Raw genomic sequence first — 13,966 nt, 5'->3', positions numbered from 1 at the left:
ACTGTAAACCTTTTAAGTAAGGACACTTAATTAGTTTAAACTATCTGTCTACATAATATTGGAGAAGTGTGATTTAAAAAGCAACAATAATAGCTTTCTACACGCATTTAGCAACAATTTATGATGTGCCTAATTTTGTTCAAAGTAATTATGTCCAGTTACTTATAAATCGAAATTATATTTAAACCAGACACTATTCATTAGTTAACATAATAAATAAACTAAAAAACAACCTGCACTTATATTTGCTTTTCATTTAGTAACTTTGGAATGTCAAGCCTTCTATGGGTATAGAGCTTATTTGTACAAAAGATTATTTCTGCCATTAATTTTTCCTACCTAACACTATATGAGTCTACTGAAAGTATCAGGAATTAACCTGCGCGAAGAAGGGAACCTTGTTTTAAAAGACATCAGCTTTACTCAGGAAGAATTCCAGAAGGTAGTTATTGCGGGTGAAACGGGCTCAGGAAAAAGCACCCTATTACAAACTGTAGCTGGCTTGGCACAACCACAAACTGGTGAAGTGCTACTAGAAGATGAAAAGGTAATAGGCCCTGCGGAAAAGCTTGTGCCTGGCCATGCCCAAATTGCATACCTTTCTCAGCAGTTTGAACTTCCCCAGTTTTTAAGGGTAGAACAAGTACTGCAGTATGCCAATACGCTCTCTACAGAAGAGGCAGAAAAATTATATGAAGTGTGCCGCATCAATCATTTGCTTAAGCGCAGAACGAATCAGCTTTCAGGTGGTGAAAGGCAGCGAATCGCTTTAGCAAGATTACTTTCCTCCTGGCCTAAACTGCTGTTGCTGGATGAACCTTTCTCTAACCTAGACACAGCCCATAAAAGTATACTAAAGTCTGTTATCCGCGACATTGGCGACAGAATGGAAATAACCTGTACGTTAGTTTCCCACGACCCGCTCGATACCCTCTCCTGGGCAGATGAAATTCTTGTAATAAAAGATGGGGAGATTATACAACGCGGCACGCCAAAACAGATTTACAAACAACCTGTAGACGAATACACAGCTGCTTTATTTGGCAAATACAACCTGCTAAACAAAGCCCAAACCTCTAGCTTAGCACAAAGCCTAGATCTAGAATTAACAGCTGAAAGTGTAATCATTAGGCCTGAAAGTTTTAAACTTGAAATGGATGCCCGTAAGGCACTGGAAGCTGTTGTAGAGGACGTGCAGTACTACGGAAGCTACTATGAAATACTAGTTGCTATTTCGGGTGGCAGTTTAACTGTGAGAACAGTAGAAGGTGATTTTGCTAAAGGCGATAAAGTACGTCTTTCTGTGGCCCCTGCTGATATAGTGCTTTTGCAAAAGTAGTTTTAAACCTTTGGTTCACCTGCCGCACCAGGCCCCGATTGACTATAAAAGCGTGTGGTTGGGTAAGCAAACTGTATGTCGGGTGCAGTTAAAAATCTCTGCAGTAAATCTTCCCAAATCAGGTGCTCCGTCTGTCTTCGGCGCATGAGGCTGCACATGTAGCGTAATGTCAGTTGTATGCCTCTTTCATCTACTTTAGTATAAAGCTTCGGATCCAGGCTTTCAAAAAAGATCAGGTGTCGTTGCGACTCTTTTCTAACCTGCTGCTCTGCAGATTCTGTCAGGTGTTCTATGTGCTCCTGTGCAACAGCCATAAGTATAGACTTCGCTTTTTGCCAATTGCTCTCAAAAGTCAGGTGCACAGTAATCTCGTTCCAGATAAAAGGAAAGCCATAGTTGTAGTTTGACTGTGCTTGTATAAATAAGCGACCGTTTGGAATATGCACCACCCGCCCCGTAGGCTGGTCTCCTTCTACCCACTGCTGAATTTCACTCAAAGAGAACTGAAACAGACGCACATCAATAACATCTCCTATATGCTCCCCTACCTGCACACGGTCTCCTATACGGAAAGGGCGCTTCCAGATAATAAAAAGCCAACCTGCCATGTTTAGCAGCGGTTCGCGAAGACCCACCACTAAGCCTGCCGAGAGTAAGCCCAGAAAAGTAGCAATAGGCTGGAAACTAGTAAACCAAATATTCGCGAGTAAAATTACAGCCAGCCCCGTAGTGATGTAATTTATTGTTTTACGCCACTGGTACTGCTTCCGCAAGTCGGGCTGTCGCTGCATTACAATTCTAATCAGCAGCCTGCCAAGCAGCCATACACTAACCAGTACCCCAAGAGAAAACAGGAGGTGCTCCTGAAACTCTCCTGTCAGCCCAGTTACATTTTCAAACCATTGCGAGAATTTTCGCATACGTCTCTCATTATACCGTTATTCTGCTCTATTGCTGTAACGGATAAAAAGCCTTCTTAAGTTTTCATGCAGGACCTACTCTGCATGAAAAATACTTTTTACATTAAGTTTGCCAGATACAAAAAGAGGAAGCCAAGCTTCCTCTTTATTCTTAGTTCTGAAATACTAAACTCCAGACCTTATTTATCCTTTTCAAAACCTTCCATCTTCACAAGCTTGTTGTAAAGACCTAAAAGTAAAAACGATGGAGCCCACTGTCCTACGAAAAGAGCTTCTTCATCTTTCTTAAGAATTTTTAAGGTTGCAGAAACACCCATAGAGCCTAGTGCAGCCCACAAATATAAATCTGAAGGAAGCTTTGCTGTATATTTTTCAATTGTAGCAGCTACTGGTCCTTCTTTATAGCTTGGGTTTGCGTTGTCTGCTTGGTTTTTTAATTCTTTTGCGTCCATAATTCTATTCTGTTTTTAGGTTATATATATGTTCCTATCAAAACGTGTTACGCCTGTTAATTGTTTATTAAAATCAATATAAGATGTTAGATATTGCTTAAAAAACAGTAGTAAAAGGCATGAAAAGATAAAAAATATGGTGTTTAATACGAAGTACAAACGGTTAAGCCAGACCTAACTTAGCAAATTTAGCTGGTCAACGCGTGCTCGTTCAAACCTTTTTTTGCTTAGCTTCCACTTACTAAACTTCCACAATAACTACCACTCCTTTTTGCCACGGCCTCGCCTGAAGTGTAATTAATCTGTAACTTTAACCTTCGGAACTAACGCTTCAGCTAACGAAATAACTTCTTTGCTGAGCGCAAGAAACAGAGCATAAAAATCATTTGACTATGAGCAACGAAGTAAGAGCACTGGAGCCTAAGGCCCTTTGGAATAATTTTGCTGATCTGAATGAAGTACCCCGTCCCTCTAAAAAAGAAGAACGCGTAAGGGCTTTTGTGAAAGCTTTTGGAGAGCAACTTGGCCTGCCTACGATAGAAGACGAGATCGGAAACATCATTATCAAAAAACCTGCTAGCCCAGGCATGGAAAACAGGCAAACCATTCTTATCCAAAGCCACGTGGATATGGTGCATCAAAAAAATACCGATACTGATTTCGACTTCAGTACACAAGGCATTGATATGTACATTGACGGAGATTGGGTAAAGGCCAAAGGCACAACACTAGGTGCCGATAACGGCATAGGCGTGGCTAGTATCATGGCTTTACTTGCCTCATCAGACATAAAGCACCCAGCTATAGAAGCCCTTTTTACAGTAGATGAAGAAACGGGTATGACAGGTGCTCTTGGCTTGAAGGGCGGCCAGTTAGAAGCCACCATTATGCTAAACCTAGACACCGAAGACGACAGAGAACTAACCATTGGCTGTGCTGGCGGTGTAGATGTTACAGCCACAGGAACTTATACTTTAGAAGATGTAAAGGCTGATGCAAAAGCATTCCGCATAAAGGTAAAAGGACTTACAGGCGGTCACTCAGGCATGGATATTTACCTGGGCAGAGGCAACGCCAATAAGCTGATGAACAGGATTCTTTTTTCTGCTGCCGAAAAGTTTGAACTTAAAGTTAGCAGCATAGACGGAGGTGGTTTACGAAATGCCATTCCAAGAGAATCTGTGGCAGAGGTAATTGTACCTACCGAACAAGAAGCTGCTTTTCTGAATTATCTGGAGGAGCAGGAAACAATTTTGAAGGCAGAATATGCCACCACCGATCCAGGTTTAAGCATCGCTAAAGAGAGCATAGAAGTACCTGCACAGGTTGTTTCGCAGGAGTTTCAACCCAAATTTTTGCGTGCGCTTTACGCCTGCCAGAACGGCATTTACCGTATGAGTCCAGATATTGAGCACCTCGTGCAGACATCTAACAACGTGGCGCGTGTGCTGGTTAAAGAGGGCAATTATACCATCCAATGCCTTACCCGAAGTTCTGTAGATTCTGAGAAAGATGATTTGGCTGATGCAATCAGAAGCACTTTCGAACTGGTTGGCGCTTCTGTGAGCTTTGCTGGCTCCTACCCTGGCTGGACGCCTAAACCTGGCGCAACTATCGTAAAACTGATGGGAGACCTTTACCAGGAAATGTATCAGGAAGAGGCCCACGTAAACGCCTGCCATGCGGGTTTGGAGTGTGGCATTATTGGAGCAAACTACCCTGACATGGAGATGATTTCCTTTGGCCCGAACATCAGAGGGGCTCACTCTCCTGACGAACGCGTACAGATTAGTTCGGTGCAGAAGTACTGGAATTTCTTGCTGGAAACACTTCAGCGGATTCCTGAAAAAGCTTGATTAGCCTAAGCAGCATGAAAGAAGAAGTAATTATAGGAAGTACCGACGGGCCAATACAACTAATTGGAGGACCGTCCGAAGATGCGCTATTTCTCGAGGGCGTACCAGTTCAGTTTACATGGCTTAGAGAAACGGGCACCACCATGCGCTACCAGATTGCAAAAAGCATTTATGAAAGCGATGTGGTGCAGGACAGACATTTTGCAGATTTTGTAAAACAAGGCAGCTTGAGCCAAGATTCGTTGGCTCACCAGTTTCTGTACATCCTACAAAAATTACGTAAATGGCGGTATCAGTTGGAGGTAAGTTATTTACAGCATGATAGTTATGAACTAGTAAAAGCTGTGGCCAAAGACGGATACTACCACCAAAATGGCTACGGCGGCTTAACTGCCCTGATACAAACACAGGCTTATACTAAAGATGCCGCTGTTGAGAAGTATAGCAAGCTGATCAGGAATGGAGCTGAGCCAATTGTGATTATGCTTAAAGCCAAAGACTCAGCTAATGCCTTCATACTTGACGGGCACCATAAATTATTGGCATATGCAAAAGAACAGAAAGCTGCCAAAGCATTTGTTATCACCAAACTCGAAACGGAGGAAATAAGCGAGGCAAAAGCACAGGAGTTGCTTCGAATAAGTGGTGTTGATGACTCAGATTATCAAAAAGCTTTTTTTGAAGGAATGAAAAGTTAGATTAAAACCTGCCGTACTTCCTAATAACAGAACGGGCTCCCTCTAGCTAGAGGGAGCCCGTTCTGTTATTATAGTTTAAAACTAGCCTTTGTAGTTATACATCTGTTCGTAGTACTCATGTGCCATACGGTCAGAGCTGAACTGAGGCACAACATCGCGCATGCTTTGCTTCACAATGCGTACCCATCTGTCTCTGTCGTGGTAGTAGGTTGGCAGCACCTCGTGCTCCAGAATACGCATCAGATTTTCATAATCCTGTTCGTCCTGCACATGGTTAGGTTGGTTCACATCCACAATCGGCAGCACAAAGCTATTCTGTCCATGGCGGGCAAACTCAGGTAGCCAACCATCCTGCACCGACAGGTTAATAGAGCCATTCATTGCCGCCGTCATACCACTTGTACCAGATGCCTCTCTTGGTCGGCGTGGTGTGTTCAGCCATATATCAGAACCTTGCTTCAGCAATCGGGACAATTCCAATTCATAACCTGTAAGAACTGCAAAGTTATTGCGCTTATAGGATAGCTCCACCAGCTTATTAAAAGTTTGTACCGCACCATAATCGAACGGATAAGGCTTTCCAGCCCATATGATTTGTACTGGCATTTCCTCCCGCTCCAGCAGTTTGAGGAATCGCTCTAAATCGCGGGTAATAAGATCAGCTCGCTTATAAGCTGCAAATCTTCTGGCCCACACTATCGTCAGCACATCCGTTTTAAAAAGCTTTCCTGTCTGGTCAGCCACCACCTGAAACAACTGCCCCTTCATCTGAGCTTTGCGCCACATCAATTCGTTATCGTCGTCATGATCCAATGCACGCCTCATTGTATCGTCCATCCAAAACGGCACATTCTGGGCATTGGTTATGGCCTTAATCTCACAGACACCATCGTTGTCGTACCACATATCTCTGGCTACTTCGCCATGCAGCTGCGACACACCGTTTGCTACTCTAGATAAGCGTAGGGCTGCAAGCGTATGGTTGAACATTTGCCCATGCATGCCAGTAATATGCCTTGCCGTGTCAAATTGGATGCCGTTAAAAAAGCCCATATCGCGCAGCAGGTGTATATCGTGCTCCTCATTACCAGCTTTTTCAGGTGTATGCGTCGTGAATACCATGCGCTTTTTAACCTCTTTCAGGTCTCCAAAACGGTGATACAATTCAAAAGCCAGTGGTAAGGCATGGCCTTCGTTCATGTGGTAAATGTCTGCACCACCTAAAGCATTAACTACCTTTGCACCGCCTATACCCAACACAATGCTTTGAGCAATACGTGTCGTCGGTTCAGTATCGTAGAGCCGCTGTGTAATTGTTCTGGCCAAGTGATCGTTTTCAGGTACATCGGTTGTCAGGAAGTACATAGGCACAGTTCCGAACACCTCTGGCTTCAGTACCATTGCCTTCACCATTACGGGGTGGTTATTTACATTTACCCTCACCATAATACCGCTGTCTTCCAAGTAAGTATAAAACTTCTTCTGGAAGAGAACTCTCATGGTCTGATCCTCATTTCTTACCTGATCGTAGTACCCGAACTTCCAAAGCATGCCAATACCAATCATGTTCTGCTTTAGGTCGAAAGCGCTGCGCATATGCGAACCTGCTAAAAACCCAAGGCCGCCAGAATAAGTTTTAAGGGCCTGGTGTATAGCAAACTCCATACTAAAGTAAGCGACACGCTTGTTGTACTTATCATCAATATCGTAGGGGTGGTACCAACTATTATAGTTTGTCATTTTACTAGTATCTTATGATAACAAATGATTTAAAGGCAGCTGCACCTACAGAGGTGAGCAATGTATAATCAGCTACAGTTAGCAGCCTTCAGTGTCATTGTAGCAGGCTCACATCTCCTTTTTAGAGTAAGAAACAAAAGGTGAAGCCGTTACAACAACTTTCATAGAAAACGCATCAATTTTTTTTTGGTTGATTTATTGTAAAAACTTAATACTTTGTGGCCGATTCAGCAGCGCTGAAGCCATTAAAAAATATACACCTCTAGAAAAGAGCTTCTCTTTCTCCTATCAAAGTTTCCGAAAAATTATGTGCCTCTATACCTTATTGTATGCTATAACTATCTAAATACACAAAACAATATATTATATAAGCAGAATATTTTAGAAGCACTTATAAATACAGAAAAAGAGAACTAAATGTATGGTTTAAGGGCAGCGAATAAAAAAACGGGACCTGTAATAGCTACAGGTCCCGTTCTGGAATATGTGAATGATACGATCAATTATCTGTTGTAATTATCGTTATAATCGTCTCTGTCTCTGTAAGAGTTTCTGTTTCTGTCGGAAGAACCATAGCCGCCACCCATAGAGCCGCCTCTGTTGCTGGTAGGGTAGCCTGAACTGCCATCATAGTATGAGTTTCTTGAGTCGAGGCTGCCATAGTTGCCCATAGAGCCATTGCCGTAGCTACTATTCGAGTCATTGCCACCGCGCATAGAGCCAGAACCACCTGATGAGCGACCTCCAGAACGATAGTCGTTACCACCGTAAGATGACCCACCAGAGCTTGAACCACCTCTCATAGAGCCGTAGCCGCCTCTGCTTGCGTTACCGCCGTAGCCAGAGCCGCCACCGTATGAGCCACCTCCAAAGGAGCCTGAACGGGATCCGTAGTTGCCTTGCGAACCACTGCCGTAGTTGTTAGTAGAGTCGTTGCCACGCATAGAGCCTGAACCATAGCCAGAAGCAGAACCGTAATCACCGCGTCGGCTGGTTGAACCATAGTCGCCACCTCTGTGGTCACCGCCACTCATAGCACCATAGTTAGATGAACCGCCGTACCCCCCTCTGGAGCTATAGTTTGACCCTCCGAAACCAGAACCGCTGTAGCCACCCATAGAACCTGAGCCGTAACCAGCCTGTGAAGACCCTTGGTTTCCGTAGCTATTGTAGTTGCCAGAACGGTGAGCCGCACCTTGCGAACCTTGATAGTTTGCACCGCTCATAGATGATCCGCTACCATAGCTCGAAGAGCCACCGTAGTTTGAGCCGCCTCTGTTGCTATCTCTGTCTGAATTTCTGTTGTAGCTGTTGGAAGAACTGTCACGGTCTCTTTCAAAATCGCTTTTTCCGTAGCTGCCACTGTAAGAGCTTCCTTTCGGATAAGTACCGCTTCCAGCTGAATTACCGCTTACGTCTCTGTCAGAGCGAGTTGAACCTCCTCCTCCATAAGAACCTGGTTTTCCGTAGCCAGATGATCCATATTTGGAGGTCCCATAAGCTGAGCCTCCACCAGAGCCGCTTCCGCCCGCTCCGTAAGTTGTGCCGCCGCTAAAGTCGCCTTTTGCTGAAGAAAAATTGCTTGAAGTGTTGAATTTTGAGGTATAACCTCCCCTGTCATTCTCAGTAGAGTAAGGTAATCTAGTTTGGTTCCCACCCCGTTGAACATTGCCTCTTCCTCGATCATCTTCATCCCCGCCTGTTACGCTTTCCCAAACATTGCTTATAGTACTTCCAATCTTGCCAAGGAAGCCATTGTCTTCGTCAGAGCGATGTTCGTTTCTTGATGATCCATAGTTAGTGTTGTAACCCATTTCATCTTGGTTACGCTGTTTGTCTTGTGCCATAGCTTTCAAATTTTTACATAGAATTGAACAAATCGTATTTTATTTAACGCATTAAGAAGCCAGAGGTTATTTGTATTTACACCTAATCGGCAGCATTTTAAAGGTTTTTATACTCTTTAGAAGTGAAAACCTGATACTAAAACACAAGCATTGAAAAGTCCATCCGAATAGTTTGTTCAAACTAAATTATAACCTCGCTACTTCAGCATTTTTGTCTAACACTTTGAAGGGGAAAGAATGACTAAGCATAGCGTATGATTAGTTTAGCCCAATACTAAAATCAGGCGTCGGCTTTAACCAGAGGTTTCGGAAAGCGTACAACTATGGCACCTTCATCAAACTAAAACCCATGAAAAAATTTAGCATAGCCATACACGGAGGAGCTGAAAACCTGAGGCCAGAGGACGTTAGTAAGGAGAAAGAGGAACAGTACAGAAGGGGGCTGGAAGAGGCGCTTCAGGCTGGCTGGGAAATCTTAAACAAAAATGGTAGTGCTATTGATGCTGTAGTGGCGGCTACAAAGTGCCTCGAAAACAACCCGCTGTACAATGCGGGTGTCGGTTCCAGCATCAATCGCAAAGGGGAAATTGAATTTAATGCCTCCCTTATGGATGGAAAAACGCTTAATGCTGGCGCAGTTGGCTGTGTACGTTTTGTGAAGAACCCCATCGATTTGGCAAGGTGTATTATGGACAAATGCGAGCACAGCTTTTTAGCGGGTGCAGGTGCCGAAGAGTTTGCCATAAAGCATCAGTTACCTCTGATGGAGCATCGTTATTTCTTCTCAAAAGAAAAAGAAGACCAGTGGCTGGAACTGAGGAATAACAACAAGCTAAGTAACCACGACACAGTTGGTGCTGTGGCGCTGGACCAGGAAGGAAATTTAGCTGCTGCCACTTCTACAGGAGGACTCACCTATCAACTAAAAGGCCGCATAAGCGATGGCCCCATGCTAGGTTGTGGTACCTTGGCCATAAATGATGTTTGTGCTGTGGCCTGCACAGGCGATGGAGAAGTGATTATGCGTGGAATACTGGCTCATGAAGTGTATGCCTTTAGTTTTCTAACAAAATTTAAAAGTTTTACCACTTTCTTTCCTTTGAGCAACTAAAATTTTACCTTTATACTATCTAGCAACGTCTAAATTTTTGTCATGGTAACACATAATAGATACCTGGTTATAGACGACTTCATGAAAAGCATCACTTCAGAAAGTCTGACAGGGCCTGAGGTAGCCAAGAAAATGGAAGCCGAGATAGAACGGGCCGAGAACTTAAAAATATCTCTATTGGAAGGTATAGATGCAAACCCTTCGTCTGTCGTGCTGATGGTAAACGACATAGATTCTTATGTTTTTGAGTTACAAGAACTGCTTGTGCACTTGGGCCAAGACCAGTACTCAAACGAAGTTCTTTCTTCTGATCGTGTTCAAGAATTCAGAAACAAAATACTCTCACTAATCGCTTCTAAATAGCCTCTCTACTTCCTTCGCTTGCCTCTTTGCCTAACTTCTTTCAGCGGATAAAGTATAATCCTGAACGAAACAATTGGCATGGAACGAAAAATACATATTGGTACTTCGGGCTGGCATTACAAGCACTGGATGGGCAACTTTTACCCTGAAGGTTTGAAGGCTAAAGACTTTACCAGCCATTACCTGCAGTTCTTCAGAACAGTCGAAATAAACAATTCTTTCTATAAATTACCCTCTGCCCAAACTTTTGCTAATTGGCGATCGTCTGTGCCCGAAGACTTTATTTTTGCTGTAAAAGCCAGCCGCTTCATTACCCACATGAAGAAGCTGAAAGATCCGCAGGAAAGTATTGCCCGCTTCTTTGAGAATGTAAACCACCTTGGGGAAAAGGTAGGGCCAATTCTGTTTCAACTACCTCCAGGTTGGGGATTAAACGAAGAACGGCTGGCTAATTTCCTGGCTTTGCTCCCACCCTACCACCGTTACACCTTCGAGTTCAGGCACCACAGTTGGTACTCAGAGGGAGTGCTAAACCTGCTACGGCAGCACAATGTTGCTTTCTGTATTTACGAATTGGAGTACCACTTCTCGCCGATGGAAGTAACAGCCGACTTTGTGTATATACGGCTGCATGGGCCAGAAAATAAGTATTCGGGCAGCTACAGCGAAGAAGGCCTGCGCTGGTGGGCAGGCAACTGCCTAGAGTGGCGCAGACAGGGCAAAGATGTCTACATCTACTTCGACAACGACCAGGCTGGCTACGCCGCCTTCAATGCCAAACGTTTACAAGAGTTAGTTACGGAACAAATTTAGGGGCTTTTGTAGTTTTAATGTGATGGCTACATAGTTGCCGCTGTGCCAGTTATAAAGCTGCCTTTTCAGAAGAAAACACAGAAAGGTTTATGCTGGCTGGTTGTGCTGCTGTATATTTGTAGCAACAAATTTTTTGATCACATTAATTATTTAATGGAAAATATAACAACTGATATATGCATAGTAGGAGCAGGTCCTGTAGGCCTGTTTGCTGTGTTTGAGGCAGGCCTGCTAAAAATGCGCTGCCATGTGATAGATGCCCTGCCGGCCGTAGGCGGACAGCTAACTGAAATTTACCCTAAGAAGCCAATTTATGATATTCCTGGTTTCCCTGAGGTGTTAGCTGGTGATTTAGTTAAAAACCTGGAAAAGCAGATTGAGCCGTTCCACCCTACTTTTACGTTGGGTGAGCGTGTAGAAGAGCTGCAGAAGCAGGAAGATGGTTCTTTTATAGTAGTAACTTCTGATGGTACTAAAATTGCTTGTAAAGTAGTGGTTATTGCAGGTGGATTAGGTTCTTTTGAACCACGCAAGCCTGCCATAGACGCACTTGAGAGCTTTGAAGGAAAAGGTGTAGCCTACATGGTTCGCGACCCAGAGCATTTCAGAAATAAGCGCCTGGTTATAGCTGGTGGCGGTGACTCTGCCCTTGACTGGACTATTTTCTTGGCTGAAGTGGCTGAGGAGGTAACGCTCGTTCACCGTGGCACTACTTTCCGCGGAGCACCTGAATCTGCTGAAAAAGTAGCCAACCTAGCCGAAGAAGGCAAAATAAAACTGTTATTAAAATCTAATGTTACCGACGTACATGGCAATGGCAAGTTAGATGCCGTAACCATTACGGGAGATAGCGAGGGAGAATACCAGGTAGAAACGGATTACTTTATTCCGCTATTTGGTTTAGTACCTAAGCTGGGCCCATTAGAAAACTGGGGACTGGAACTGGAGAAAAATGCGATAAAGGTGAATACCTTCGACTACTCTACCAACATCCCTGGCGTATACGCTATCGGCGATATCAACACTTACCCTGGCAAGCTGAAACTGATTCTTTGCGGTTTCCACGAAGCGGCTCTAATGTCGCAGAGTGCTTACAACATAATTAACCCAGGTAAGAAGTTTGTGCTGAAGTATACAACCGTAAACGGCATACAAGAAATCTAACATGAAAGACACGATTCAAATACACGTAAAGCAGGATGACGGTAGCACCCTTAGCTTGGATGCACCTACCGATATGGGGCTTTCTGTAATGGAAATACTTAAAGCAAATGAACTGGATGTAGCTGCAATTTGCGGTGGCATGGCTATTTGCGCTACCTGCCATGTAGAGGTACTGGAAAGCGGTGAGCTGCCAGAGCCTAGCGACGATGAAGCTTACATGTTGGAATCCTTGCCACATGCCACTCCTACCAGCCGCCTTTCCTGCCAACTGAAAGTGGCCGAAGAACTGGATGGATTAGTTGTGAAATTGATGCCAGAAGCCTAAAATGACTTCTGATTAACATATACAGCTGACCTCAAAAGTAAGCTGATTCAAACAAAACGGGAAGCCTTCATCAGCTTCCCGTTTTTGGTTTAAAGCTTAAGCAAATCGCCTTCAGGACATGGTATGTAGTCTATAAAAGCAGTGACGGCAAATGAATACATTGTTGAGCAGTTTGAAAAGCGTTTAATAAAACCGTACCTCCTATGGTTGCGATTACGAAGTTTGAGCCAACCCTTTTCTACCAGCCCAGAACTAAAGCAGTTTTATAATTATTTCTGCCACGCCGTCTATCATGTAAATATCCCAAATCACATCATGTAGCGGGTAGTAAAAGTCGATGAACGCCATGGCTGCGGCACCTCCTATACCTAGCCACTTTATTTCTGAGGTTACATGCTTTCTAAATTTCTGAGGTTACATGCTTTCTAAAACCTGCTACCACTAACACCAACCCTATAAGTACCAGCAGCAAACTTACCGTTACCACCAGCCATAAATCTGTTTTAGGCCCCGTTACCATCAGAAAGCTTGGCATGTGCACCAAAGGCCAAACACCTGTAATTACCCAATAAAACCCTTGCAGCTTCGCTAATAAACTGATTCTGTCCATAATCTTGCTTTTGCCAAGCTATACGCCACAGCATAACTTTTGGCTTACAACATTTCTCTAAATCCGTTCACATCTTCACCTCTCCTGCTGCTTAGCCGTATGCTTATACTTTAACAATAGAAGCTGAGCACAATGCAAATAAAAAGGAAAGAGACGATATACGAGGGGTTTTATACTTTCAAAAAAGTATACTTAGAAGACGAGGGCGAAACCATAGAACGGGAGCAGTTTGAAAGTGGTAACGCAGCCGCAGCCTTGGTGTATGATACAAAGCAGGAGAAGTATATACTGGTAAAACAGTTTCGCTACAGTGCTGAAATGGAATTGTTAGAAACAGTGGCTGGCGTAGTAGAAGACAATGATCCAGAGAAAACAGTCCGTAAGGAAATAGAAGAAGAGATAGGATATGAAGTTGACAAGCTGGAACATATTGGGGACTTCTTCTCTTCGCCTGGCGCTTGTACCGAAAAGGTGCATTTATACTATGCCGAAGTCAGTAAGAAAAAAGCACAAGGAGGCGGACTGGAGGAAGACCACGAGCATATACAAATTGTTTCGCTTAGCCTGGAGGAACTACTGACACAGCAACTGATTGATGCTAAAACCATCATTGCGCTGCAGTGGCTATCGGCACAAAAAGGCACACATCTAAAAAACCCAGAGGCGAAAAGCTTTTAAGCTTTCGCCTCGGGAGTGTAATTTAAACTGTGTCATTTCCATATTTCAAT

General features: G+C 43.8%; 14 protein-coding genes. 9 read left to right on the top strand and 5 right to left on the bottom strand.

The annotated features are described in order from the left end of the window. Positions 1 to 349 precede the first annotated feature (349 nt). Positions 350 to 1,339 (top strand): ABC transporter ATP-binding protein, encoded by a 990-nt coding sequence (locus LN893_RS17005; RefSeq protein WP_229972175.1) that lies wholly within the window; start codon positions 350 to 352, stop codon positions 1,337 to 1,339. A gap of 2 nt (positions 1,340 to 1,341) precedes the next feature. Here LN893_RS17005 and LN893_RS17000 read toward each other — a convergent pair whose 3' ends face one another. Both LN893_RS17000 and LN893_RS16995 read right to left on the bottom strand, forming a co-directional pair. Next, positions 1,342 to 2,259: a mechanosensitive ion channel family protein gene (locus tag LN893_RS17000; RefSeq protein WP_229972173.1), complete on the bottom strand. Its 918-nt coding sequence runs from the start codon at positions 2,257 to 2,259 to the stop codon at positions 1,342 to 1,344. A 179-nt stretch (positions 2,260 to 2,438) separates the two neighbouring features. Continuing rightward, the gene (locus LN893_RS16995) at positions 2,439 to 2,711 is read right to left on the bottom strand and encodes a hypothetical protein (RefSeq protein WP_229972170.1); all 273 of its coding nucleotides are present in this window, start codon (positions 2,709 to 2,711) and stop codon (positions 2,439 to 2,441) included. 392 nt (positions 2,712 to 3,103) lie between these two features. On the opposite strand from LN893_RS16995, the gene LN893_RS16990 reads away from it, so the two are divergent. Next, the gene (locus LN893_RS16990) at positions 3,104 to 4,567 is read left to right on the top strand and encodes an aminoacyl-histidine dipeptidase (protein ID WP_229972169.1); all 1,464 of its coding nucleotides are present in this window, start codon (positions 3,104 to 3,106) and stop codon (positions 4,565 to 4,567) included. A gap of 14 nt (positions 4,568 to 4,581) precedes the next feature. Further along, complete coding sequence (locus LN893_RS16985; RefSeq protein WP_229972168.1) at positions 4,582 to 5,265, top strand: hypothetical protein; 684 nt, start codon at positions 4,582 to 4,584, stop codon at positions 5,263 to 5,265. 81 nt (positions 5,266 to 5,346) lie between these two features. Here the strand turns inward: LN893_RS16985 and glgP are convergent, their stop codons facing one another. Next, entirely contained in the window at positions 5,347 to 7,005 is a 1,659-nt protein-coding gene (glgP, locus tag LN893_RS16980) for an alpha-glucan family phosphorylase (RefSeq protein WP_229972167.1), read from the bottom strand. A gap of 503 nt (positions 7,006 to 7,508) precedes the next feature. After that, positions 7,509 to 8,852 carry a hypothetical protein gene (locus LN893_RS16975; RefSeq protein ID WP_229972166.1) on the bottom strand — a complete coding sequence of 448 codons (1,344 nt, stop codon included), beginning with the start codon at positions 8,850 to 8,852 and terminating at the stop codon, positions 7,509 to 7,511. A 349-nt stretch (positions 8,853 to 9,201) separates the two neighbouring features. On the opposite strand from LN893_RS16975, the gene LN893_RS16970 reads away from it, so the two are divergent. The 5 genes from LN893_RS16970 to LN893_RS16950 all read left to right on the top strand — a co-directional run bounded on the left by LN893_RS16970 (position 9,202) and on the right by LN893_RS16950 (position 12,628). Continuing rightward, positions 9,202 to 9,963: an isoaspartyl peptidase/L-asparaginase family protein gene (locus tag LN893_RS16970; RefSeq protein ID WP_229972165.1), complete on the top strand. Its 762-nt coding sequence runs from the start codon at positions 9,202 to 9,204 to the stop codon at positions 9,961 to 9,963. An 81-nt stretch (positions 9,964 to 10,044) separates the two neighbouring features. After that, positions 10,045 to 10,326, top strand: coding sequence for a hypothetical protein (locus LN893_RS16965; protein WP_229972163.1), 282 nt, complete (start codon positions 10,045 to 10,047; stop codon positions 10,324 to 10,326). Between the two features lie 78 nt (positions 10,327 to 10,404). After that, complete coding sequence (locus LN893_RS16960) at positions 10,405 to 11,139, top strand: DUF72 domain-containing protein (protein ID WP_229972162.1); 735 nt, start codon at positions 10,405 to 10,407, stop codon at positions 11,137 to 11,139. Positions 11,140 to 11,292: 153 nt separating this feature from the next. Next, positions 11,293 to 12,303 (top strand): NAD(P)/FAD-dependent oxidoreductase, encoded by a 1,011-nt coding sequence (locus tag LN893_RS16955; protein ID WP_229972160.1) that lies wholly within the window; start codon positions 11,293 to 11,295, stop codon positions 12,301 to 12,303. 1 nt (position 12,304) lies between these two features. Next, complete coding sequence (locus tag LN893_RS16950) at positions 12,305 to 12,628, top strand: 2Fe-2S iron-sulfur cluster-binding protein (RefSeq protein ID WP_229972158.1); 324 nt, start codon at positions 12,305 to 12,307, stop codon at positions 12,626 to 12,628. A gap of 400 nt (positions 12,629 to 13,028) precedes the next feature. Here LN893_RS16950 and LN893_RS16945 read toward each other — a convergent pair whose 3' ends face one another. After that, positions 13,029 to 13,238: a hypothetical protein gene (locus LN893_RS16945; RefSeq protein WP_229972156.1), complete on the bottom strand. Its 210-nt coding sequence runs from the start codon at positions 13,236 to 13,238 to the stop codon at positions 13,029 to 13,031. Positions 13,239 to 13,370: 132 nt separating this feature from the next. Between LN893_RS16945 and LN893_RS16940 the strand changes: the two genes are divergently transcribed. Further along, positions 13,371 to 13,916 (top strand): NUDIX domain-containing protein, encoded by a 546-nt coding sequence (locus LN893_RS16940; RefSeq protein ID WP_229972153.1) that lies wholly within the window; start codon positions 13,371 to 13,373, stop codon positions 13,914 to 13,916. Positions 13,917 to 13,966: the final 50 nt, after the last annotated feature.

The organism is Pontibacter harenae, from assembly GCF_020907245.1.
GTDB classification, from domain to species: domain Bacteria; phylum Bacteroidota; class Bacteroidia; order Cytophagales; family Hymenobacteraceae; genus Pontibacter; species Pontibacter harenae.
The sequence above is the reverse complement of the archived record's forward strand: the minus strand, read 5'-3'. Positions and strand labels throughout refer to the sequence as shown.